Below are 24,736 nucleotides of genomic sequence, written 5' to 3'. Positions count from 1 at the left end.
CTTTTTCTTGCCTCCATTATAACAGAAATACAACTTCTGTTCAATAGTTTATATACATTGTTATATAACTTTTTATCCATCTTGTTATATCATATCGTCTACAAAGAATCCAGCGTTATCGTCGTCCTCATCGAAAACTTCCGCGATCACAGCTTGAGTTAAGTCTGCTGGAGAAGTAAATTGGGCTTGACTTAGCGGTTTAACTGCTTGTTTCCTTGGAGCTAATTGAGGTGTTTCCTCATTAGTCCTCATACGGTCTGTTAAGGCCATCCGCCAGTCAATAATCTTGCTGAAGGTGTTTTGTGCTCCTACTGCTATATCTTGCAGGTCAAGCTCCCTATGGTCACTTTCTACTGGAATATCAGCAAAGGTCATAGAGTGGTCAAACTCATCCTGAAGGAACATATAGCGATATGGGAAAGCTGTCTTTTCATGTAGGAAAATCGGATCTGTCGTAACCTTGCGACCTGCATTATCTCGGCCTTTAACCCCCCGTAGGATAACCGCTTCTCCTTCTTGGAGTTTGGCTAACTGGGTAGGTGTCAGTAATTCTTGTTTAGGATTCTCAATAGACACGTTAGGGTTAGCTTCGTCTAGGATATTGCTGGAACGTCTGCGACGTGTGATCGTACGTGTTCCCAAGTCCTTACTAAAGGCAGTATTCGTATCTCCAGACGTTGACTTAATATAAATCTGAACAGAACAATTTTCCCTGATAGTTTTGGCTGTATGCTCTCCATATTTATCCGTTAACTGCTCTAGGTTTTGAATCCAGAGATAGTATAAAATATTTTGGCCAAGACCAATTGAAATCTTAGTATCCATGTGAGGAATTGCAGGAATGTTGGTAAACTCATCAAGAATATGAAGAATCCTGTTAACACACTTGCGACCATTTGAAAGAGCTAACTCATAATTGGCATTAAATAACTGATCCAAGAACAGTGAAACTAAGCTGTTATATTCTGTTCGGTTTGGAGGAGTTACTAGGTAAATCACCTTAGGATTATCTGAATAAACTAAGTCAATGTCTTCTTCTTGAAGAAGGTTATCTTCCTGCTTGTTCAAAACAATCACTTTGATATGGTCTAGCACGGGCTTCTTGGTGTATTCATCCAGAGCAATGACCTTACTATGCTTCTTGTAGACTTTCTCAGCTGAAAATTGGAAGATTTTATTACGAACACTTGAATCGCCATTATTATGATGATTAAAGTCAATCGTTACAAAGAACTGATCAGGAAGCTTAGGTTCAATCACATAAGTAAGATAGCCCTCCCCATCGATAAGAGCCGTTGCTTCTTTCACGTGGGTAACTTGTCGTGTAGCTTTACCCCAAGCAGTCTGGCTGGTAATGGTGACTTTAGCTGTCTTATGAGCGTATTCATTACGCATGGCAACGTTTGAACTGGAACGGAACTTAATGGACAGGCGACGTGGAAAAGCAACTGACTCTAAGTCAATGGAATTTTTAGAGGTGAGCTTGGCAATATTATCTTGCAAGAAGAGGTTAATGCCTGACATCATGCTTGAGAAGACATTCCCTTTTGTTTCTTCAGAGGCAAAATCAGATGATCTGAAGTTGAGATCAGCCATATCTCTAAATTTAGAAAATTGTTCCTGGTTAATTTTCCGTAAGTTGTCAAAGTAAACCGTGATTTTAGACTTCTTTTTGACCTGTTGCTCACGGTCTGGATTCTCAATAATATCCCCATAATCATTGACAAAGACTTCTTCTGACCCTAAATCGGTCAAGAATTTGGCAATATTACGGACTGTGACCGTATCCCAGGCATCTGCTTCACCATTCTTGAAAGTTTCATTAGCTCGGTCAATCAAAGCCATAGCAATCGCATTAAAGAGGGAAATAGAGGTATCTTCCCAATACTTGGCGTTCCCATTGCCAACACCTGGCTTAGTTTTACGATAAATGGCTTCCGCAACCGCATTGACACGTGTCTGTGTCTTCTCATAGTAACCCTTTTTAGCGGCGTCAATCGCAAGCGCTAAAGGATTATAAGACATTGACCAGTCCATATTTTGGAAGGAAAGGACGTTAACATCATAGCCACGTCGTCGCATGGTCTTGTAAGAAGATTGATAATGCTCTCCTTTAGGGTCGGCGATAACCATAGATGGTTGGATTTCAGCACGGCTATTAATATCAATCGTTGTTGTGATATGTCCTTCACCTTTACCAGAACGAGTCATACCAACACCAAGCATATTCGTAGTGCTGTCCTCAATGTAATAATCTCCTGAAGCCTTTGCATAGATACCTAAAATTCTTTCTGCGTTTGTTAGATAACGGCTAAACGTGCGATTTTGCCAAAGCATTTGAGAGCCAAGAGTTAATCCTGTTAGGTTCTTTCTTGCCTCATGAAGCACAGGAATACCACCTTCACCTGGATAGATTTCTGTCTTATTGGGGACTTTTTTATACTGCTGATGAATCTCCTTGACTGTTGCAAAGCGATCATCCCCCTCTTCGTTGTGGTTATAATCACGGTACTGCTCAAAGTTAACCCAAGCAGACTTCCAGGCAACTATTAACCCAATAATAAAGATAGGAACGGCCAGAATAGGAGCAATAACAAATACCTTAATATTAAACAGATTTTGAATCAACAAGCTATCAACATTAAACGTAACTGTCTGGCTATTATCTCTCATAGTAACGACTGAGAAATAAAGGAAGCGGATAGCTGCCCTTAAAACAGTTACTAGATAGTTTGCCAGGATTAAAGCAATAAAGCTGAAACCTAGCCCCATAAAAACAAAACTACGATAGTTTTTAAAGTAGAGCAAGGGTTTCATTTCCTTGTCAAACCGTTTCCTATCCTGTTTAACAAAAGGCAACGTGTAAACCAGACGAAAAATAAGGTTTCCAAACAGCAGGAATACAAAAGCTGGGATCACTGTGGCAAGTCGCTTGACCAACGACCAAATCATTTTCCCTTTATCTTTGCCAGATGATTTCCAGTCAATATCTTGAAGATGTTTCCAAAGGTTCATAAGTTCTTCTTTTTTGTGTCGGATACGCTTCTTAATGTTATCCCTATCATCGATCCATCCTTTAATCAACTGAAAAAAGGTCATCAGCGGTTGACGGACTAGTTTATATCCCTGGTAACAAAGATAAGCTAAAAAGCTAATCAATAATAAAGCATTAAGTCGATTCACCCTTGCCAGTTGGACCAAAGTATAAAAAACAGCTTCTAACCAACTAAACATATTGCTTACCTCGAATTTCTTCTAAAAATCGCTGGATCTTCTGACCATAGAAAGTAGAAAAAAGAAAAATCTTAAATTTCTGTTGAGGCGAAGCGAGTTGGTAGCGTTCCAGATAGGAACTAATACCATCTTCAATTCCCAGATGAACCGTACATAAGTGGCAGCTTCTTCCTTGCTTCAGATAATTTTCTATCTGAAGGGAATCAGCCATTAAATCATCGGATTGATAATCCGTTTGTTGTTTTACCATAAGCAAATTTTCCCTTCTAGTTTTTAATTCACTCCTAGAATAAGGGATAATGGAAATTCCTGCGTTAAGGGGACAAGTCAAAATAGTGTACAAAAAGTTATATAACTTTTTATAGCTCATTTTAAGAGGTTTTCAGGGATAATCCCCTATGAAATCACCTGAAAATGGCTCAGAATTGTCTTCTCAGCACGCCTTATGATATACTTGCAGAGGCGCAAGTCCTAACCAGAAATAGCACGTGAGATTATTCCACGTGCTATTTTTGAATTGATGATGAGTCTATAAAAATAAGGCATGATGTTTTCCCTCATGCCTTATTCTGTTATTTAGAAGGGTTCATCAGCATCTATCGGTGTTGGATAAGAATCATTTGGTAAAGTGTTTTGATTTTCGTCTCCACTAAATAGACTTTTCTGATTCTCTGATGGTTGTTGCTGCATGTTGAATTGCTCCTGTTTTCGTCTATTGGTAGCATCTTTACTTTCTAAGAAAGTAATACCACCTTGCAAAGCTGGAGCAATAAATTGATAGGTCCTCCGTTGTCCTTGGTTGTTAGTATAACGACGTTGAATAATCTCACCCTTAATTAAGACAGGAGAACCCTTAACAAGACTCTGAGCCATCACTTCAGCCTGTTTGCCGTACACTTGAACATGAAAGAAAGCTGGTAAAGTCTTTCCTTCTTGATCTTGTTGACTGGTATCACATACAAATTCAAATTTAAAACTGACATGACCATTAGAAGTTTTTCCGACAGCATCTGATGGAATATCTGAAACACGTCCGTTCGCAATAAAACTCTGCATTTTCTTTCCTTTCTAAGAGTAGGTAAACCTGCTCAATTAATTAAACAATTGATTAGTTCTCTTTACATTTACGAATACCTACCAAACTTAATCCAGCAAGTAAAGTTCCTCCTAGCACAGCAAGTAAACTGCTTTTTTCACCTGTTGAAGGGAGGACTGGGGTTTTTGGTGCAGGTGCTTCTGGAGTTGGTGTTGTCTTCATCTCATAGTAATGCACACTAACTTCAACCGGTGCAGGTGCCTCAGAAGCATCAGGGGCATCTACTGTTACTTTCTGAACTGCTACAGCAATTGGTTTTGGTGCTTCTGGAACTTCTGGAACTGTCACATCTTGGTTAGTAACTTCTAGTTCTGGTATCTTTGGCTCTTTTGGCACTTCAGATGCAACACCAAAGATACCAGCTACAATTGAAGTATTGATGTAACCAGGAAGGAAGTGACTACCGCTAAAGGTTACTGTTTTAGCATCTGCCAAATTAAACTGAATACCGTTTGAGTCAATGACACCGCCTGATGCTTGTGAGACATCTCCAGCACCTGATGAATAGCGGTTGTCTGATTGCGTTACATTACGTCCTTTAACAAGCTTAGCTCCATCAAGACCATTCAAGATTACTGTTTGGTTGTTGTCAATATCATTAAATGTAACAGTTGAAACAGGCTTGCTAGTGGATACTTCATAATCATACGATTTTACATTAGCCAAGATAGCTCCAGAAGCACCAATATTCCCACCAGTTGCACCTTCACCAGCTCCGCTTGTAACAGTTCCATGAGTTGTTGCAAAGACACCCCAAGCAATACCGCCATCTTTAGCTCCCCACACAGCTAAGTAGGTATTTTCAGCTGTCCAAGCTTGAATGTTACTGATTTTAAGAGTGACATCACCATTAGTTGTGTTTTTGATAATGACGGTACCCGAACCATTGATCTTGAAAAGATTCTCAAATTTAGCATCCGTATTCTGATTACGGTCAAGTGACTGGATAGCATCAGCTGCAGCTGTTTTGAGATTCCCCCACGAAACAGCAGGCTCATTACCAGTCATTCTTTCTGCTGTCCCAGCTTCAACTGTTGTATTACCAGCCCATTTAACACCAGATGCAACCCCTTTACCAGCTTTAAAATCAGCATAAGCTTTTAGGTAAGCATCAAGTTTTGCTTTAGCATCTTTAGTTGATCCATCCTGCTTAGCAACGCTATCTGACACAGCTTTTTGATACTTAGCAATGTTACTTTCAATAGCTTTAAGAAGTCCATCACCAGTCAAACCTTTTACATCGATATAATCAGGAGTAACTGTTTCAGACTTAACATCGATTGGAACATTATTCTTCTTAGCCAAATCAACGACTTCATTTTGACGGCCATCAGCTAATTCAAGATCAGCAGTTCCTGCTGACTTAGCATCTTTCAGCTGAGTATTAGCTTGATTGTAAGCCTTTTGATTAGCTTGATAGAGTGCCAACTCATTCTTCAAATCTTCAACATATTTTCCTTGGATGACTAATCCAGAAGCAACCGCAGCCTTATATAATTCAAGATTTTCAGTCATTGCTTGACGTAGGGCATCACCTGTTAGACCTTTAGTGTCTTTGTAATCTGGTGTTTTATCCGTTGTTGTTTCAGTCACCAGTAATCCAGCTTTTTTAGCTTGTTCCATGAGTTTATCAACTTCAGCTGTTGATTGTTCTAGGGAAGCTTGACCTTCTTTTACGACTGTTTCACGTTCAGCTTTTGTCTCTTCATAAGCTTTCACATTATCACGTTGTTTTTCTGTAGCTGCCTTGACTGCTTGATCCTGTTTATTCAAATCAGTCAATACTTCATTTGTTTTTTCAGCTGCATTGTTGTCATTGATAACGACTTCTTGAGTGTCACCTTCAGCTACGACAACACCAGCATCTTTAGCAGTGTTCACATTATCTTTTAAAGTTGCTTGAGCATCATCAACTGCCTTCACAGCTTGTTCTTGTGTTGTATTGCTAGGAACGCTAGTTGCAATATCACTTGTAACAGCTGGTTGTTCTTGTACTGGAGCTTGTGCTTGTTTAGTAGCTGGAGTGACCTGTTCCGTGGCAGGCTGAGTTTGAAGAGTTGTTACCTCATCAGCTGAAACTGTTGCGACTCCCATAAGGACAGCACTAGCTACCAAGGCAATTCCATATTTAGCTAACAAAGCTGAATGAGTTCCTGTTTTGAATTTACGAATTGAAAAAATTTGTTTTGTTTGCATTATTATTTTTCTCCTTTATATAAAATTTTGTAATAAAATCATTCTGAAAATCAGCTTCTCGGCTGAAAAAATTAATCTGCTTGTAAGTGATTAGTTTATTTGTTTCTTTTTCCAAAAGGCGAGACCTGCCAATAGTCCAATACCAAGAATAGACATAAAAATACTTGCCTTTTCACCTGTTGAGGGAAGTGTTTCCATTTTACCTTCCTTGGTTTTGACGGTAACAGTACCATCACTGTTTTTCTTAGCCCCAATAGTTTCTGGTGCGACATACTGAGTTGTTCCGTCAGGTGTACGGACGATAACTTTACTGTCCTGAGTTCCAATAATTTCTTGACCTTGATCTGTTACAATCGGTTTCTTAGAAGAAACATCCGGAACAGTAATTGCAGGTGGAGTTGCTGGTTCTGTCGGTTCATCTTTTTTACCAGCTGATGGGGCGGTCGGTTGAGATGGAGTTTTCGGTTCTTCCTTTGGCTGTTCCGGCGTACTTGGTTTAGACGGTTCCTCAGCTGGTTTGCTTGGGTATGTTGGAGTAGACGGTTGACTAGGATCCGTAGGAACTACTGGATCGGTCGGTTGAGATGGCTCTGTTGGCTTCTCAGGTTCAACCGGTTTAGAGGGTTCTGTCGGTTTCGCAGGATCTGCGGGTTGTACAGGTTCCGTAAGTTCAGTTGGGTTAGGTACTACTGGAGTTGTTAGTGCTGGTGCAGTAGGATCTACAGGAGTTACTTCGTCAGCTGAGACAAACCCAGCTTGAGCTAAAACGATGATTGACAAAGAAAGTGCAGATAATAATTGTTTCTTTTTCATATTGTTTTATTCCTTTTCTTTATTTGATATAGTCTGTTTCTTTAGGTTCTGTCGTTACGACAAAACCATATTTAGCAGAATCAAAGCCCTTAACAGTAAAACTCAATCGAATACTTGAAGCCTTATCTCCTTTTTTTACGGATAGAACATAGGTCACTATGTATTCTTTCGTTTTTGAGTCATAAGTCAGTTTTTCAAGGATAACTGACTGTAAGATTCCTTCTTTTGGAACTGTGTACTTGGCATCTCCATCTGAAAGGAAGTCTGTTAAGTTTTCCTTTTTACCAGAATAATAATTAGGTAAGAAATGACGACTGAAGACATCTACCTGATGTTCCTTATCAATCAGAGAATTTGTGTCCTTTAACTCTTGATAGAGATAAGTGACCTGCTCAGATTGCTTTGATAGCTGAGAAAATGCCATCATAGATGAGATGATACCGCCTGCTGCTAGAACACCTAAAAGACCTAATAGAATATAAACTTTCTTCAAAGAAGATTCTTTAATGCTTGATGCTGCAACTGGTTGAGCAGGGGGTACAGACATTTTAGAGACTTGCTTTTGAGTCGGTGCTACAGTTGATACTTGTTCACCTTCTACTGGAAATAGGGGTAAGCTTGATTCTTGGATTCCTAAGCTTACTTTGTAAGCTGGATAGATCTGATTCACAAAGTACTCACGCTTTTCGGTGTAAGTATATGATTGAAATTCAGGATCTATTAGAATGGCTTGAATCAGAGGCAATAGAAGATTTTGATAGTTTCTGTCAATAACAAATGGACTAGCAAATACTTCTCCTTCTGAAACAGCTTCTTTACCTTCTAAATGACAGATAGCAACCCTGTTCAATTGCAACTGTCCATAGGCATCTTGTAATGCTTGAAAAAGCAACTCCGCTTGACTAAACGTCACATAAGGCAGCGATTCTTCAATTGGATGCTGGAAGGTATCCAGATACTGCTGATCCAGTCCTTCTATAATTCCTAGAAGTTCACTATCATATTCTGGAGATTTTCCTTCTTCCCAAGTTATCTCTATAAAAAGATCATCAGTCACCAAACATTTATTACTTTTCTTGAAAGGGATAAATGCCATAGTAACCACCTTATCCTTTCACGAAGTTAAAGCCCCATTCAATAATACTTGGACCAGCAGATACGGCAATGATTGCTACTGCAATAGCTACCCAGTGTTTTTTGATAGCAGCTTTGACTTCACGTCCACCAAAACCATAAACTAAACCAGTCACAACAACTGCAAGTCCCAAAGTAACCACTCCAATCCCTTGTACTTTAGAAATACCTTGTTGCGCTAATGCATCGGTTTTAGCGAAAGGATCATCTGCATAGACAGTGTTGGTCAAGACCCCCGATAAAAAGAGTGACAAACTTAGTAAGTATCCTTTACCTTTTGCCGTCACTTTGTTGATAAAATTTGTCAATTTACTTTTCATAAAAGTCCTCCTTTAATTTATTGACATTCTTAATATAAGGGATAATTAAATTTTGTGCGTTAAGGGGACAAATCACAGGAAAAACTTTTTTCAGCTGAAAAAGGCATCCATTTCTCCTTCAATATCTAACTGAATTTGTCTTAAATCTTTTCTGTGTCGATCATCTGGTGCTTCCCCATCAACCCATAAATGAACATTATAGGTTTGTTTACTTTTATCCAAGGTTAAGCTTTTAGCAGAAATAGGTGCTAATACTTTTCGCTTAATTAAACGCTCTAAAGGACGTGCACCATTTTTCACGTCGGTACCAACATCTGAGAGATACTGAATCAAACTAGGCTCATACGACAACGTTAGATTTTGTCGCTTCATCCGATCTGAAATTTTAGAGAGGTTCTTTTCTGCAATTTCTTCAATGACATTTCTCTCTAAGAGGTTGAAGATAATTTTATTTTCGATACGATTAAGAAACTCTGGACGAAACTCATTCTGTAGCTCGCTTTCCATAGACTTTTCAAATTGCTGCCTATCACGATCAGTCAAATCTTTAAAATTACCCTTCAACTCCCACTTATTGATAATCTTCTTAGCACCAATGTTAGTCGTCATAATGACAATAACGTTCTTAAAGCTAATTAAACGACCAGAGCTATCTGTTAAGCGACCATCGTCTAACACTTGCAAGAATAAGTCCATCACTTCGCTATGGGCTTTTTCGACTTCATCTAGCAACAAAACAGAATAAGGTTTTCGTTTCACACCTTCGGTCAACTGTCCTTTGGTTCGTGTCTCACGATTACCAATTAGCTTAGCCACATCTTCTTTTTTCTTGAACTCAGACATATCAAAGCGAATCATCGCATCTTCATCATCAAAGAGTGCTTCTGCAACTGCCTTAGATAATTCTGTTTTACCAACTCCAGTTGGGCCCAGGAAGAGAAATGAAGAGATCGGCTTATTTTCATCTTGTAACCCTGCCTGAGCAATGGTTACCGCATCTACAATAGCTTCAATGGCATCTTCCTGTCCTTTGACTCGAGCCATCAACTTTTCTTTGAAGCCCTCTAAACGATCCTGGTCTCCTTTTAGAATTGTCGTCACAGGAATCCCTGTCTTATCTTTTAAGACCTGGGCTATATCTTCATCAGTAACAGTTGCTTTTCCTTCAGCCACTGCAATCGTAGAAGCTTCATCGATTAGGTCAAAAGCTTTATCTGGTAAAAAACGATCTGTAATATAGCGGACAGATAGACGAACTGCTTGACGAACTGCTTCTGAGGAAATTTGAATCCCATGGAACTTTTCATAAATCATTTTTGCCTGATCAATAATGGTTATAGCTTGTGGAATCGTTGGCTCTTCAACCATAACAGGCTGCATCCGACGTTCCAGGGCCCTATCGGTTTCGATGTAATCATGGAACTCATCTAAAGTAGTTGCGCCAATCAGCTGAATATCCCCACGTGCCAAAACTGGTTTAATAACATTTCCCGCATCGAGGGCTTGACCGTCCTGGCTGCCTGCACCAACTATGGTATGAAATTCATCTACAAAGAGAAGATTATGTCCGCGTGTGGCAACCATCTCTTCGATGATTTTCTTAAACTTAGCAATAAAGCCACCGTCATCTTCACTCATCAAACTAGAAAGTTCCAGGGAACGAACCGTTAATCCTTTTAAAGCTTCAGGAACTTGTCCACGCATAATAGCAAGCGTTAGACCTTCCACTATGGCTGTTTTACCAACCCCTGCTTCTCCCACTAGAATAGGATTATTTTTAGTTCTTCTGAGAAGTGAGATAATGACCGCTTGTACTTCTTTTTCACGACCATAAACTTGGTAGTCATCTGATTTTTTAGCAACCTTAGCTGACAAATTATCAGTGTACTTATCAAGATAGGGGGTCTTCAATTCGTCTTCCACTTCAATCACTCCTTCCTTTAGCAGCTGCAATCTGATCTGTTAACTTTTCTTTGATAGCATCGACAAACTCACGGGGATTAATTTCTCCCTCTCCAATCTGGGAAAGGAATAGCTCCCAACCACCCGTGGTTTCAGGACTTGCAAACTCATTATCATAAAGGTAATGAGTTAAGAGATAAGCCTTATCAGTTGGAAATAGTTGACCAGACTTCTTATTCTTAGTGATATAGCCACGGTCTTGAATCGTTTTTAGCATTGCTGCTCTCGTTGCCTGTGTTCCCAAACCATACTTCGGTAAAATCTCACTAATCAATTGAGACTCGGTAATCCTCTTAGGTGGTTTTGTAATATCTTCAAGAATCAACGTTTTTGTTTCCAATTGATCTCCTACACGATAATGTGGTAGTGTAACATCACCTTTTAACTTTTGCTTACTGAAGGAGACCCAACCAAAATCGATCATCTGTCTGCCTGCTGCCTTAAAAATCAAGCCTTTATTTTCTACTTCAACAGTTGTGGTATTATAGCGACAATCAGCCGCAAACATCAAAAGTGTTCTGCGAACAATAGCTTCATAAATTAGCCGTTCATCTGGTTTTAAAGTCACTAGGTTAGGTATATTTTCTGTAGGAATAAGGGCGTAGTGACTTGTTTTAGCCACTTTTTCAGGATTAACGTATTTTTCCCTTGGCTCTAAATGAACTGGCTCAAAATGGCAACTAATAGCATCTTGATAACTTTTGATGTACGTCTTAAGATAATCAAATTCCTCTCCAGTAATGAATCGAGTATCTGTTCGAGGGTAGGATAAGTATTTTTTCAAATAAAGACTTTCTACTATCCTTTCTGTTTTGAGAGGTTCAAAGTCCCACCATTTAGCAGCAAGTCCTTGAATATCCGAGAGATTAAATAACTCAGGTGCTGCCCTCTGATGCTCTGTCATTTCAACTGAAGAAACCATCGAGGTAGGACTTAATTGTCGTGAATTGGCCAGAACCACATCACTATCTGAATACTTTTCCTTATTGGAAAATGTCACTCCTGTTTCTTTATCTTCTAGCCGTAATTTCCAATACGTTTGAGGCCTAAAATTCTGGATAGCTAAATCATTTTCACAAATTAAACGAACCGCTGGAGTTTGCACACGACCAACAGATAAGCTATTACCTTTTCCTCTGGGAAGTCGTCCTTTATTTTGTAAGGTCAGAGTTGCTAGAGGAGATAAATTCATTCCTACTAACCAATCTGATTGTGCACGTGCTTCAGCTTCTAAATAGTAGTTATAGGTTTCCATCGGTTCCCTAAGTGTCTGAAATGCTTTTTGAAGTGATCGAGTAGTAACCGAATTAACCCAAAGACGCTTAGTTACCTTACTTTTTCCTTCAGGAATGTGGGATAAAATTGAGTAACCAATCCGCTCACCTTCTCTATCAGAATCCGTACCAATAATCACCTGATCAGCTGCCATCACTTCCTGATAAATCTGTTTAAAGGTATCTTTGGAAACTTTGTCTTGCTTTAGTGTTTGTTTAAACGATACATCGACCAAAGGCAATTTATCCAAATCCCAATTATCCTTTGGTAAGCCATACTCAAATAAATGCCCTTCCGCAGCAATCACATGAACCTCATCTGAAAAATATGGGGTATGTTTGATAATATGAACTTTTCCTTTTTTACTAGCTGGTCCCAAACTTTCTGCATAAGCAGCAGCTTGTGTTTCTTTTTCAGCTAGAATGACTGTTACCATATAGCTCTTCTCCTTTGTTATTAATAGTTTCAGTTTAAGAGATAATGAAGATTCCTGCATTAAGGGGACAAAGCCGTATAACTAAAACAGTCTTGATACTATTTGTTATATAACTTCTTATATCACTTTTTGCACACAAAAAAGGTACTCTCAATTGAGAATACCTTCTGTCTTAACGACTTGGCCCTTTTGTCGGGGCTTTAGGAAAATTTGGTGTCTGTCCTTGACTTTTTCCTAATTGATAAGGTTTTGTGTGATGCTCAATTTGTTTGTGCATCTTAGAAACTGTTTTATGGATTCGTTTCAAAGAGTCAGCTAATTGTTTATCATCTAATCCTTGTAAATTATCTGTCCACTTAGCCATATAATCAATAGCCTTTTCAGACGTATCTAATCCAAAATGTTTTGACAGTAAATGACTAGTCATTTCAGCTTCAAGCTCTTTTTGGACTTTTGGAAGTTCTTTATACTGATCTGATAGGCTAGGATTATGAAGAGTTGCGTGAGCTAGCTCATGAATGGTTGTAGCAATCTTTTCTCCAGGCGTATTATCTGGATTAATAAGAATCAACTGTTCTTGTGGGAAAAAGGCACCCTTAGTATTTCCTAGCACATGAGCCTCATCTTTCATGATAGAAACACCAATGCTTTCAGCATAATCACAAAGACCTTCCAGCACCTCTTTCGTTTTTACCTTATCAACATCAAAGTTATAATGACGGTTTGGCATCGCTTTTGGATAGCTTTCTGGTTTTAAAGTGGTTTGTGACAACTCAAAAACCTTGTAAGTTGTAAACCTTGGTTGACCAGTTTTAGGATTTTTCTCCTGGAATTGACGAACAGGGAGCTTGCCTGCTTTCACCAATTCCTTTTCCTGTGGCGTTGCATCTGAAAACTTTTTATATTTTGGATTCCCTTTATCATTTTTGACGTGATTTCCATTCTCATCTATGACAGGAATCATCCGAACCATCAACGGTCTAAACAATGTGATCTGAGACTTTTCGCCTGTTTTAACAGATAAACCTCGATGAACTACTTCCTTAGTTTCACCAGTTCTCTTGTTAACGTACGTTGCTTTTGTTTGGATAACGTCCTCTGGTTTAATTCCAAGGGCTTCTCCCATCGATTGCCACTGATCATAAGTAGCGACTGCATTTGCACCTCTCCATTGTTCCTGGATCAAAGCTACGTTACGAGGAGATAGTTGAGGGAACTTACTCATAAATTCCACGTACTCCATTAAGTCTTCAGGGGATTGTGTATACTCACGAATTTTCTGGAAGGCTCTTTCACTAATTTCATAAGCTGAGGCTGACTTATAATCAAATGGTTCCGCTGAAGAGATATTTTCCTGAATCCGCTGACTAGGTTCTTGTCCTCCATTGTTAGTTAAAAAGGCATCTATTTCTTCTTGCTTATAAAGCCCTTCAGGGGAGTTCCCAGTTCCAATTTGTGAAGCTAGTTTCTCTAGCTCCTTCTTAACTTGAAAATCATTTCCCCAATCTCCACCGTAGGCTAAATAACCAAGTTTTTGGTCTCCATGGATAAGTTCTAACGTCCAAGGGGCTTGAATATCCGATAATTGATCAATTTTTACTGGGCTATGCACAGCTAATTCTAATCGATAATCACGACCAAAATTTTCTTGGTTGGTGTAAAGCATCTGGCCATCTGCTTGAGGGGTTCCAATTAAATCACCTTCCACTGATAAATTCTCTTGAACTTGAGTAATGGAAGCAACTAAAATCTTAGTAGCATCTTCAGCCATGATTTCTTCGACTCGTTGAGCTAATCCTGTTCTTATGCCTTGTTTAGGAGACTGAAAATCTTCACTTGAGATACTTTCTGGTATTTCTTGTGAAGCTACTGATTGCTCATTAGCTTCGGTTGCAATATTTTGATTAACTTCTTGATTTTCCAGCTGAGAAAGAACCATCTCATCGATGGCAGCCAATTCTGGTTGTCCTTCTAAACGACGGTAACCTAACCCAAGCAAACGTGAAATAGGTTCTGTTTCATCACCAATATCATAGCGAACATCTGATTTAATTAGTGTTCCCCCAGGAGCATAGACATCAAATTTTACCTTAGTGAATGGAATGTAAGCTTCTTGATTTCCTGTTGCGTTTACCTCTGCTACACTGCCATGATGACGCTCATAGAAGGCCTTATTTTCCTTATACAGCGTTTCAGCAAATATTTGGTAGTCTACAAGCTCTGTTTCCTTAAACGGAATCTGAGGGCCATCTGGCCATGTTTCTGCCCACTGGAGACGTACATGGTAGGTTTCACTAAAAATTCGATCCTGATTCCATTCTTGATAGAAATTAGAATTTTTATCAACGAGACCCAACTGGTCAGCAGCATCTACCACAGCGCTAAAGTTTCCTTCATGACTATCAGAAAGTTCATAGTAACGTTCCCAAGCTCCCTTAGATTCTTCAGGAACTTGTAAACCTAACTTTCTAGGATCTCCTACATTATATGCAGAATCTAATACTTTAGTGAAAAGTTCAGCTGAAAAAGTATCTGTTGGGAGTGCTTTTTCTGGACTAAATTCTTGTTCAGTAATTTCGGATATGACGTTCTGATCAAGAAATAGTGCATCATCACTCAACGCTTCAGAATAACCTAAGCCAGCGACAATATCATACCCATTAACCTGAATGTTACCAAACTCACTCATCACCTCTAATTTTTGTTTAGGGGTGGCAGTTGCGGATTCAAAAATATCTAATAATTCTTGATGATACTCTGGATCTCTAGCCAGCCATTCTTGACCTTCTGTAGTTTGTACATAAGCAGAACCAGCTGCCAACAAACTATCAATATCTGAATAGTCTTGATGATTGAAGCTATAAGAGGAAACATTTATTGATCGATCATCTATATCACGAGATTCTTCATATTGTTTATTCTTTAAAATAGAAAGCATCTCCTCACCGTCGTCTTTTACATAGTTTTTATTTATGTCAATCTGTTCTATCAAGCCACCTCTCTCTCGAAAAATACCTAAAATTTCATTTTTTCTAGCTTCTTGTAGCTCTACCTTCAAAACTTGTCTTGCTTTAAATACCGACACAGGAACTATTCCATCCTCGGTATTCATACGGAATAAAAGCATCAAATCACTATCGTCTGACTTGATTAGACTATCAAAACGTCCTTGATATCTAGGAATATCTTGTAGATCATCAAAATAAAATGAATCTGTCTGTAAAACAGTCTCTAAATCAGGAAGAACTTTAATTTTATCAAATGGAGATTCTGTATTTTTTAAACGAATATCATCATAACTAAGTTCCCCACCATTAGCAAAATCATGCAATACTTTCTCAGGTGTTGCAGCATCACCAATAATTTTTAGACCAGTTAGATGCAGAAAATTCTCTTCTAAAAAGTTTACCTGTACTAAACTACCATCTGATGTAAAGTAATGGACGGTACTATTTGCCAACTCGTTTAAATAGAATTGAGCCGCTTCTTGAATATCTACCCCTCTTCTATTTAATTTGCCCAAATTATAAGCGTCAATAGACTTTTCATACTTTGTTTTTCTTGACTTAAAGCCATCTTTTATGCTAAAATTTAGATACTGAGAGGATACAGTAGGACGACTGGTAACAGAGCGTTCAAAGGTACTTGTTTCAAGTACGGGTGAGGTGCTACCTTCAGCTTCGGGCTGTAAATAACCCTTGCGTTGATACATCCTCTCGTTTTTTTGTTGCTCTGAAACATCCTGCCCTTGATGAACCTCAAGAGGCTTTTCTGTTTCTTCATCTGAAGAAATGGTCTGTTCTGATGACACAGCGACTTCTTCAGCCGCTTCAGGAGTAATAATAACCTCTTCATTTCTCAACTGCTGGAGAATATGGTCATAGGTTTCTGGAGATATTTCGACCGTCCCAGTTTTACCGTTAAGATAGTCTAATAAGTGGTATGGGACTAGCTGGTAATAATAATCAACATTCCCAGTCACAATCTCATTAGCTGGATAACTGATAATATTCCATGTATCACGGCCCAAGGCTCCAAGTGGATCCACGATGCTCTTACCCCAGTTTTCAGCTGTCAAGCTATCTAACTGACGATTGAGATTATAGGCACTGATAGCGACTTCTTCTGAAAATACTGTAGAAGTATTTGAACGACCTAATTCTTTTTGAATACTCTTCAAAATATCGTACATTTGATTTTGTTCAGGTGTACCTTTTTCTTTAAAACGATCAATATTAGTATCATTGATAGACTCAAAGAAAGTCCGATATTCTTTCAAATTCTCAAGTGCTTTTGGTTTCAACTGCTGCATCGGATGACTCCATCCAGTATAGTTGACCAAGGTATAGAAATAAGCTTCATCTGAAAGTGTAATCCGCAAAGCTCCAGCTTGAATTTGACTTTGAACCGCCTCAGATAATCTTTCTTGATTAGCTTTAAAAGTATCATAAGATACTTGAGCACGATAGTCGTGATCTGCTTTTTGAGCTAACTCCAAATAAGGTGCAGGCAAATCCTGATTCAATTGTTCAGAAAGATCTTCACGTTCACTACCAATATCATAACGAATAGACGATATTAAAGAATTTCCTGACTCATCTTGCAAAGCAAAATAAGTCTTATCATACCCTGAATCTGGAATGATAAGCTGCCAGTCATTCTCTTCATAGAGTTTGGCTATGAAGTCATTATAAGGAATAACCTCTCCTGAAGAATACTGTTTAGATAATTTTGGATTCTCCGAGAAATCAAAAACAACTTGTAGTTCTGGTTCCATTGCATGATCTGAAGATGGAGTAACATCAGCAAGGTTTTCAAACAAAACCCCTTGTTCACCTTCTGTTTGTCCTGGGATTGATTCCTCTTTTTGTTCTGGTTCGACTGAAGAAATCCCTGGAAGATCCACATCATTTTGTCTATTTAACAAGTCATCCATCACAGTCTTTTCCTCGTCTGTTTTAGGACGATACTTGGTAGATGGAACAAACGTCCCTTCTTCAGTGAGTTCCACCGCTACTCGTCTAAGCCCCTTTACAAAGTAAAGATTAGGTTGCTTAGCCCACTGATTGACACTGCCATCATCAATCAACGCTTGGGTACTCGGTTGGATTGTCACAGACGACATCTGCTCAGATATACTTTCCAGACGTTTCAGTTCTTCTCGATAGCGTTTAATAGTCTCCCTAGTATAATGGCTTTCCCCTCGTTCAGCCTTCTCAAGTTCTTCACGGATTCTAGGAATGTTTTGTACACTCATATCAAGACCGTTTCCTTTACGGTTTAATCCTTCTTCTTTAAAACGCTGTTGTTGCTCTAATCTTTCAACTCGTTCTTCTTGTTTTTTAATCTCATCCAATTTATTAAAGACCTTATTTTCCAGTTGTTCTTGTCGTTTAAAGAAGGCAGCACCGTTGCGTTTATCATTCATCGGTTGGCCATTTGCCATTGCAGAATGGCTGTAAACCGCATCGGTAGCATCCATAAATTCATTATTAATGCGTTCTAACTTACGCTTTGCTTGGCCAAGACGACTATTATCAACTGGAGGGTTTTTTAAGGCATCGTTCCAGTCTGTTTTATCTTGTCCTGGTTGTAAATCGGGTAAATCCTCGTTAATAGTAGCCCCTTTTTCTCTCAGAGTGTCAATAAAAGTTCTACCTGCTTCATCATTATCTACTGCAAGAGTAATCCAGTCTGCGTGTTTTCCATCCGCAAAGAAATTATTATCAATGGCTGTTTGTAATCCTTCAGCTAATTGTTCATAACTCCAGCGCAACGGTCGTCCTGAAATATCCGACTGAAGCTGGGCTAAATGTCTTCCAATAACCGCTTCTTTTATTCCATCCATCGATACTAGACGCACATCCTGAAGACTGTCTTTATGTAACTCATAATAAGACATTAAATCAATAGCACTTTCTGCAAAGATAAGACGATTAGGTTGACCAATATCCACATGCAAACCAGTAATACCATCTGAATTTCGGACAATGTTCTTAGCATAACCACGTTCTGGCCATTTCTCCCAATTCTCTTCAATTCCTTGCAGAGTCGCCCCTACAATCTCACCTGAAAAATCAAGCGATTTGAAGACAACAACGGGTTCAATACTTCCATTTACCTTGGCATTAGCTTGGGCAAGTACTCCTTTATCAAGAAAGAAATCAATGGTTTCATCTGATAGGCCACGCTGTTCTTTTAGATAGGTTCTAGCTGCATCGAATGGCTGCTCATAAGGATCAAGATAATATGAAAACGGATCTTGTACCCTCTCAACAGCTGTATATTCCTTAAAACTGCCATCATTTAAGTAGTCAATCGCCTGATTAAAGTTCACCTCTTTCATCGTTTCAACAAGTGAAATGACATCGCCGCCTTGGTGTCGTGAAAACCAGTTCCACATATTCTTATCAGGCGAAATAACCATAGAATCATGTTCTTTCCAGCGGTAATCTCGTCCTGAACGTACCAATTCCATGCTCAGCTCACTAGCAACGTCTAAAATATCACGAGATCTAGCATATTCTACTCTCTCTCGACGGCCTTTTCCACGTGTCGTAGGCTGTTGTGTGTGTTCTTCTGCCATAAAAACTCCTTTCATTCACTAGAAACACTCATATTTTGGCCGATATGGTGCCGTTTCAGGCACAATAAACAGTTCTCTTGGCAATGAAACTAGATCACCTACTGAAAAATGCTCAAATTCTTCTGGATTATTTTGGTAGTCCAATTCCAACTCCAAATCCCCATTTTTTCCTTGACCAGCAAAAAGAATTCGTTTTTGAGTATCATCAATTGCTTTAACCAACCAGTCAGTCTCAAAGTCAAATTCTTCTTCATAAACGCTTGGAAATTGTAGCATTATCACCACCTCCTTCCTGTATCTACAGTTACTTCTAGTCTAAGAGATAATGGCAATTCTTGCGTTAAGGGGACAAATCATAGGAGATTTTTAAACAAAAAAAGCCATTGATAATCCATCAATGACTTATTAACGCTGGGCTTGCCTGCGTTCTTCTTGTTCTTCACGTTCATCACTTCTAGCACGTTCCATAAGTGCTTTTTTATTTGCCAGCTGAGAACGATTCAGGGAGGAAGACAATTGACGCATGAAGTCCGTATTCAACTTTACAGGTCCTTGAGACTGTTGCAACTGTGCTTTTTTGATAACTTTACGCTCTTGTAATTGCTTAGAAACTGTTTGAGCAATCTGACTTTGACTATCATTTGTTGGTTGCAGTTTCTCATATAAACGTTTTAATTCAGAGAATCCTTTAGCATTAGCCACCTTCATCTCCCTGATAGCTGCTTCATCCGATGACTGGCTCATCTGTTGATTTCTATTATTGATCTGGTATTTCAACTGGAAAATAGAAATATAAGTCTGAAGCTCCTCAACATAGTCTCTCTTTGTCGTTGGCCTACCTTTTAGAAGCGTTAAAATATTATCATCCTGAATCTGATCAACTAATCCCAACTCAGTCCTAAGCTGCCTAATAGGAAGTTGTATGGCTCCAGGAAGGGCCTTTGAAACAGGAAGGGCAACACTATCTTCAAACTGACTCTTCAACCGCTCTTTCAAGGCTTTATCATCTTCTGAAAGCTTAAAATTAGGAGTCAATTGTAGTTCAATTGATCTTAATTCTTGCGTTAAGGATTGCTTTTTAAAGTCCACAAATGGCTGATCAGAGGCTAAAGGCTGTATCTGTTCCAGGAGCTTTTGACGCACTTGCAATTCTTTCTGACTAGCCTCTAGCATATTAAGTTTTAAAGCATAGCGGAAGGTACCTAATTCACGACGTTCTTTTTCAGAAAGCGTTGGTTTTGACTTAGCAGCATCTACTAACTCTTTCAACTCACTAGAAGAAAACAGAGAGAGGTCTTTCAAGGTTAGACTTTTCAGCTGAATATTTTCTGTTAGCTGACTAATATCATAAACAGTATCTTGTACAAATTCTGGCTGTCCTATTCCTTTACCATTCTTATCATAAGCTTCATAAATAGGCTTGATAATACTAATTGGCTGTTCTCCAGTTTTAACAGAATAACCCAATTTTTTCCAGCTTTCTAAACTTTTTACAACACTTGCTTCAGGAAGTTGTTCTAAAATTTTCTTCTGATTCAAAACAGAAAAATTCTCCAAATTTTTTTCCAGCTGAACGTCCTGTATTTGTGGGGCAGCCTCTTTAAACGATCGTAAGATATTATTGGCCAATCGTTCTCTTAAATCCATAATACGACGTGCCAAATGATGCTCTAAATCATATCCTTTTGACTCTGCCAGCGTTCTGATGGTTTGACCATCGACTTTACGTAGTTTTTCATAGACTTGATTTTTTTCAGCTGAATAGACACCTTCATAAGCCAATAGAAATTCTCTAGTCTCTTTGAGAAATTCTTGATAGGCAGCACTACCTTCATTCTGTAAATAAGAATCGAGGTAACGATCAAGAAAAAACTTACTAACCGTAAAATCTCTAGCATTTGATCCATAGCGCCACTTTTTATTAAGGGGTAAGTGATTGTAAGCTTGTTCCAAAAAATTTTTTTCAGCTGAAGAAGTAATCTTATCTTCCTGGTAAACAGAAGTCATCAAATCTGCTTTGAGATTAGCTAGAATCTGTTCTTTTCTAAGAAGATTTGATCGTGTTTCCTCTTTAAGCAAGCCGTGATAAACACCGCTTTTGAAACGGTTAATTGTTTTTTGAGAGAAGTTTCCCTTATACTCCATCCGTCCACGGGGCCGATAGAATATTTTTTCACGGTTAGATTCTACTTCAGATAACCCAAAGTGAATATGCACATTGTCTGTATTGAGATGGATGTTTCCCCACCAAAACGCAGAATCTGAAAGACCTTCTTTCTGAATCAGGGTTGGCATCATGTCACGCATAGCAGCCTTAATCGCTTTTTGATCAACTTGGCCAGTCGCAACATCATATAATCCCTGCTCAGCAAGAAAAGCATTATCAAACGAAATAACACCCTGCCAAAGAAGAGAACCATTTTGATAAGCTGATTCCAACTTATTTTTTAGGTCATTTAATCGACGTTTCTGGAGATAATCTGCCTCCTGAGTAAAGACAGCTGTTAGTTCTTCAGATTGATTTTCTGTTGCATACGAACGGTTCATGTAATCGATGTATTCTCTGAAGTTCAATTGTGTTTCAGGAACTGCTTCCTGAATCTTATCCATTTCATCTTCAGTCAATCCTTCCACTATTTGCCTGTTTGTCTCTAAGGACAATTCTTCATCAATTTTGACAGCCTCATCTCTATTAGTATAATCCACATATTGACTATTAGCCTCTGTGTATTGCAGCATAAATGTAATATTAGGACTAGACGATACATTCATCTCTTATGCTCCTCTCCTAATCAAAATAGCCCGTCTTTTCTTAATTGAACATAATCTTTCAGTAGTGGTTGGAGTTCTTCAGGTTCAACCTTAAAGTCTTGAAACCATGGCCCAGATTGAGATATATGCAACTCTTTTTTGGCTTCAATAAATTGCATAGGGATTAACAAAATATTTGGTCTATCCAATTCTAAACCACTTTCTCGTTCAAGAAAAGCTACAATAAAATCTTGGCTGCCATTTGTTCTAAATTGCCAATGTTGAGAGTTCCCATTTTTCTTTTTATGTAAGGAACTATACTTAACATCAATCGTCAAGCCATCAAACCAAAAATCATAGACAGGATTATTTTTCTTGAAATATTTATTAGCATCTGTTGCTTCTGGAACATATTTTTGAAAGAGTTCTTCTGCCATTCCTCCCAGTTTAGCCGTCCGAGAACCGTACTGAATTTTATCTTGGATTTTCAAGCAGCCACTCTTTATTAATTTCAAGTGAGCAATATGAGTCGGTAACCCTGATTGCTTTACTGCTTCATGAAAGTCTCCTGTTTCTAAATATATATCAACAATATCAGTCATTTTGAAAATCCTCAATGTGAGTTCTTAATGGTTTGGCCACGTGCTACATCTTCTTTAATAATGTCATCAATTCTAGCCATCAATTCATGTTGAGCTGGATCAAAACGAGAATGAACAGACTCTAAATCTTGAATATCAAAGTCACTGCCTTTTGTGATGGCATGGAAATTAGTCAATTCTAAATAAAGCAGCTGATCCAATTGACGACGGATAGATTTTAAAGTCCGCTCTTCATCTGAGTTGGCCAAATTTTTTTCCAGCCGAGATAATCTTTCTGAAAAATTTTGTTTATCTTCTGTTTCTAAAAAAAGTTTATAGAAAACGTCAATCAACTTAACAACAGTCGCTGACTGTTTCTGACCTGGACGCTCCAAACTCTCTCCTACATCTGCTAATAAATAGGCTTTGATTTCAGAAAACTTTTGTAGTGTTTCTTCGTTAAAATAGATGTTAATTCTAGTTGCCATTATTTCCCCTTTACTATAATTTTTTGGAAGTTCCTGTTAAATAATTAATCTCATATTCTGGTTGAACGTTAAAAATATAAACATCAAAAGATACAGTATCATCTTCTATACTTTGTGCTTCCAGACGAACACCACGAGCAACTAATTCTACGTTTTTAAAAATAGGTGTTACTCGATAACGAACATGATGACCTGTCTCTTTTATATAATTTGCGACTAAATTTTCATAGTAGACCATTGATGATTTTTCATCTTTAAAGTTAGCATTAAGCGCACGTGTACCTGTAAATAGATTTTTCACGTTTGCATTCTCACCAGTGAGTTGAAAACCAATTAGATGAGAACGATTATATAGATAATCTTGCTTTCCATTGAAGTTGATTTTTTTATTTTTCCAGCCAGTTGGTTCCACCGATGAAATGTCTTCACGCTCACTTGTTGGCATTAAGTCTTTACCCAACATTGCTTCAGCAACCCCAACACGATTCAAAAGATCAAGGTTACTATATTTTTCCCATGAACCATTTTTCAAGCTCAATTCATCTATCGTAAATTGCGCTTTCTCATTAATGACTATGACTTGATGTTGGCCATCAAACACTTTTGATTTTAGTTCTTCATTTTGGGTCTGATGAGCATTTCCTAAGTCACTATTTTTTTCTTCAGGTGAATCTGATATGTTCAATTGAGTAGCTATATCATTTTGAGTAAAAGCACTTTTTAAAGATTGAAAATTTTGTGGCTGCACTAAAAAAATAGCGATGAACAAAACACTGACTAGCAAAAATTTATTCTTCTTCATTATCGTCCTCCTGCTCTTCTTTCAGCAGCCAGCGCATCAACATCATCCATAAATTGTAACCAATCTGTCGTTAACTCTTCGACAATATCTTGTTTAGCATGATAGGCTAATAACTTAATTTCATTTTTGAGAAGTTGATCCAAAATTTGAGCTTGTTGTTCTTTAATATCTGCCAACGTCGCTGCAAACTTATTATCATACAAATCAAGACCATCATTTTCGACAATACGATACAACTGAGACATCAAAAAATCGGCAAGATTAGGATACTGAAATTTTTCAGACATCATCTCTAATTGCACAAATAGTTCATCAGGAACTTTGCGTAATCTAATTTCCTTAGTCATCCCTTTCTACCTCACCTTCGTATTCCAACCATCGTGAAATGTGATCAGCATACCGACCCATTTTCGTTTCAAAGTCCGATAAAATTTCTGTCTGTTTTTGCGTTAATCGTAAAACATGATCTGACGTTAATTTCATATTTTCTAAATGAGCAAGATAGTTTGCTTCAGCAAAATTAAATTGATCCTTTTCAATCTTTTCACGCAAGACACGAACTAAAAAATCATTAAATGATTTCGATTTTGTTCTCTTTGATTGAGCTTTTAAATAATCAATTTCTTTTTCAGTTAAGCCACGTATTTTTAACTCTGTTCTTTTCATTACCATACAAAAATGATTATCTCCTTTCAAAAAACAGCGCCCTTCTTTTTTCTTTTGACGAGGCAAAAGCTAAAAGAAGCAAAAAAGAAAACCTCAACCTCGCAACGTCACGAAAATAAATTTTCTACTTTTGCGGTTTTTCAAGACCTAGCCCACTTAATGTGTTCTAGCCCATGAAAAGAGCATAAGGGAAACTGTCCCATCGTACCGCTGGGAGTTGATAGTATCAACGTTTCCCGTGTCCCCAATTCTCTCGGCTACGCCTACTAAACACACACATGCCAGACGCACTTAAACACACGAGGTACTCTATCATGTACAATATCCCCCACACCTAAACACACTGTAGAGGTGTACAAATACACACTCCGTTAAATAGCGTGATAAGATGCTTCT

17 protein-coding genes are annotated in these 24,736 nt (G+C 38.3%); all 17 read right to left on the bottom strand.

All coding sequences use genetic code 11. The features are described from left to right. Nucleotides 1–84 precede the first annotated feature (84 nt). Nucleotides 85–3,234, bottom strand: coding sequence for a VirD4-like conjugal transfer protein, CD1115 family (locus tag AC3E8G_RS02610; protein ID WP_490676949.1), 3,150 nt, complete (start codon nucleotides 3,232–3,234; stop codon nucleotides 85–87). Beyond that, entirely contained in the window at nucleotides 3,227–3,484 is a 258-nt protein-coding gene (locus tag AC3E8G_RS02605; protein ID WP_025195446.1) for a hypothetical protein, read from the bottom strand. Before AC3E8G_RS02605 ends, AC3E8G_RS02610 begins: the two co-directional genes overlap by 8 nt. Nucleotides 3,485–3,810: 326 nt before the next feature. Next, on the bottom strand, nucleotides 3,811–4,290 hold the full coding sequence (locus AC3E8G_RS02600) for a single-stranded DNA-binding protein (protein WP_061454599.1): 480 nt from the start codon (nucleotides 4,288–4,290) through the stop codon (nucleotides 3,811–3,813). 52 nt (nucleotides 4,291–4,342) lie between these two features. Then, nucleotides 4,343–6,532, bottom strand: coding sequence for an LPXTG cell wall anchor domain-containing protein (locus AC3E8G_RS02595; protein ID WP_341539924.1), 2,190 nt, complete (start codon nucleotides 6,530–6,532; stop codon nucleotides 4,343–4,345). Between the two features lie 84 nt (nucleotides 6,533–6,616). Then, a complete protein-coding gene (locus tag AC3E8G_RS02590) occupies nucleotides 6,617–7,339 on the bottom strand; it encodes an LPXTG cell wall anchor domain-containing protein (protein ID WP_241526314.1) in 723 nt (240 codons plus the stop codon). Nucleotides 7,340–7,358: 19 nt separating this feature from the next. Beyond that, nucleotides 7,359–8,435 carry a hypothetical protein gene (locus AC3E8G_RS02585; protein WP_490676948.1) on the bottom strand — a complete coding sequence of 359 codons (1,077 nt, stop codon included), beginning with the start codon at nucleotides 8,433–8,435 and terminating at the stop codon, nucleotides 7,359–7,361. Between the two features lie 10 nt (nucleotides 8,436–8,445). After that, nucleotides 8,446–8,793, bottom strand: a complete 348-nt coding sequence (locus AC3E8G_RS02580) for a TrbC/VirB2 family protein (protein ID WP_490676947.1) — start codon at nucleotides 8,791–8,793, stop codon at nucleotides 8,446–8,448. A 90-nt stretch (nucleotides 8,794–8,883) separates the two neighbouring features. Next, on the bottom strand, nucleotides 8,884–10,716 hold the full coding sequence (locus AC3E8G_RS02575) for an AAA family ATPase (RefSeq protein ID WP_490676946.1): 1,833 nt from the start codon (nucleotides 10,714–10,716) through the stop codon (nucleotides 8,884–8,886). 1 nt (nucleotide 10,717) lies between these two features. After that, entirely contained in the window at nucleotides 10,718–12,466 is a 1,749-nt protein-coding gene (locus AC3E8G_RS02570; protein ID WP_490676945.1) for a type IA DNA topoisomerase, read from the bottom strand. Nucleotides 12,467–12,638: 172 nt separating this feature from the next. Further along, a complete protein-coding gene (locus AC3E8G_RS02565) occupies nucleotides 12,639–19,052 on the bottom strand; it encodes a PBECR4 domain-containing protein (RefSeq protein ID WP_490676944.1) in 6,414 nt (2,137 codons plus the stop codon). Nucleotides 19,053–19,070: 18 nt separating this feature from the next. Next, nucleotides 19,071–19,328: a hypothetical protein gene (locus AC3E8G_RS02560; RefSeq protein ID WP_270986790.1), complete on the bottom strand. Its 258-nt coding sequence runs from the start codon at nucleotides 19,326–19,328 to the stop codon at nucleotides 19,071–19,073. Nucleotides 19,329–19,457: 129 nt separating this feature from the next. After that, complete coding sequence (gene mobP2 / locus AC3E8G_RS02555) at nucleotides 19,458–21,824, bottom strand: MobP2 family relaxase (RefSeq protein ID WP_490676942.1); 2,367 nt, start codon at nucleotides 21,822–21,824, stop codon at nucleotides 19,458–19,460. A 20-nt stretch (nucleotides 21,825–21,844) separates the two neighbouring features. Then, nucleotides 21,845–22,405: a hypothetical protein gene (locus tag AC3E8G_RS02550; RefSeq protein ID WP_062199827.1), complete on the bottom strand. Its 561-nt coding sequence runs from the start codon at nucleotides 22,403–22,405 to the stop codon at nucleotides 21,845–21,847. A gap of 11 nt (nucleotides 22,406–22,416) precedes the next feature. Further along, nucleotides 22,417–22,872, bottom strand: coding sequence for a hypothetical protein (locus tag AC3E8G_RS02545; protein WP_017650634.1), 456 nt, complete (start codon nucleotides 22,870–22,872; stop codon nucleotides 22,417–22,419). Between the two features lie 13 nt (nucleotides 22,873–22,885). After that, nucleotides 22,886–23,674 (bottom strand): DNA/RNA non-specific endonuclease, encoded by a 789-nt coding sequence (locus AC3E8G_RS02540; RefSeq protein ID WP_270986788.1) that lies wholly within the window; start codon nucleotides 23,672–23,674, stop codon nucleotides 22,886–22,888. After that, on the bottom strand, nucleotides 23,674–24,021 hold the full coding sequence (locus AC3E8G_RS02535; protein ID WP_017650636.1) for a hypothetical protein: 348 nt from the start codon (nucleotides 24,019–24,021) through the stop codon (nucleotides 23,674–23,676). Before AC3E8G_RS02535 ends, AC3E8G_RS02540 begins: the two co-directional genes overlap by 1 nt. Beyond that, the gene (locus AC3E8G_RS02530; RefSeq protein ID WP_062199834.1) at nucleotides 24,014–24,346 is read right to left on the bottom strand and encodes a hypothetical protein; all 333 of its coding nucleotides are present in this window, start codon (nucleotides 24,344–24,346) and stop codon (nucleotides 24,014–24,016) included. Before AC3E8G_RS02530 ends, AC3E8G_RS02535 begins: the two co-directional genes overlap by 8 nt. Between the last annotated feature and the right edge of the window lie 390 nt (nucleotides 24,347–24,736).

Source organism: Streptococcus sp. SCPM-O-B-15294 (M123) (genome assembly GCF_058200455.1).
This window is presented reverse-complemented; position numbering and strand designations above follow the sequence as displayed.

What these genes read in the sequence shown, in the direction of transcription:
- AC3E8G_RS02610 (WP_490676949.1), bottom strand. Translation starts at nt 3,234, where the DNA reads ATGTTTAGTTGGTTAGAAGCTGTTTTTTATACTTTGGTCCAACTGGCA.
- AC3E8G_RS02605 (WP_025195446.1), bottom strand. Translation starts at nt 3,484, where the DNA reads ATGGTAAAACAACAAACGGATTATCAATCCGATGATTTAATGGCTGAT.
- AC3E8G_RS02600 (WP_061454599.1), bottom strand. Translation starts at nt 4,290, where the DNA reads ATGCAGAGTTTTATTGCGAACGGACGTGTTTCAGATATTCCATCAGAT.
- AC3E8G_RS02590 (WP_241526314.1), bottom strand. Translation starts at nt 7,339, where the DNA reads ATGAAAAAGAAACAATTATTATCTGCACTTTCTTTGTCAATCATCGTT.
- AC3E8G_RS02585 (WP_490676948.1), bottom strand. Translation starts at nt 8,435, where the DNA reads ATGGCATTTATCCCTTTCAAGAAAAGTAATAAATGTTTGGTGACTGAT.
- AC3E8G_RS02580 (WP_490676947.1), bottom strand. Translation starts at nt 8,793, where the DNA reads ATGAAAAGTAAATTGACAAATTTTATCAACAAAGTGACGGCAAAAGGT.
- AC3E8G_RS02570 (WP_490676945.1), bottom strand. Translation starts at nt 12,466, where the DNA reads ATGGTAACAGTCATTCTAGCTGAAAAAGAAACACAAGCTGCTGCTTAT.
- AC3E8G_RS02565 (WP_490676944.1), bottom strand. Translation starts at nt 19,052, where the DNA reads ATGGCAGAAGAACACACACAACAGCCTACGACACGTGGAAAAGGCCGT.
- AC3E8G_RS02560 (WP_270986790.1), bottom strand. Translation starts at nt 19,328, where the DNA reads ATGCTACAATTTCCAAGCGTTTATGAAGAAGAATTTGACTTTGAGACT.
- mobP2 (WP_490676942.1), bottom strand. Translation starts at nt 21,824, where the DNA reads ATGAATGTATCGTCTAGTCCTAATATTACATTTATGCTGCAATACACA.
- AC3E8G_RS02550 (WP_062199827.1), bottom strand. Translation starts at nt 22,405, where the DNA reads ATGACTGATATTGTTGATATATATTTAGAAACAGGAGACTTTCATGAA.
- AC3E8G_RS02545 (WP_017650634.1), bottom strand. Translation starts at nt 22,872, where the DNA reads ATGGCAACTAGAATTAACATCTATTTTAACGAAGAAACACTACAAAAG.
- AC3E8G_RS02540 (WP_270986788.1), bottom strand. Translation starts at nt 23,674, where the DNA reads ATGAAGAAGAATAAATTTTTGCTAGTCAGTGTTTTGTTCATCGCTATT.
- AC3E8G_RS02535 (WP_017650636.1), bottom strand. Translation starts at nt 24,021, where the DNA reads ATGACTAAGGAAATTAGATTACGCAAAGTTCCTGATGAACTATTTGTG.
- AC3E8G_RS02530 (WP_062199834.1), bottom strand. Translation starts at nt 24,346, where the DNA reads ATGGTAATGAAAAGAACAGAGTTAAAAATACGTGGCTTAACTGAAAAA.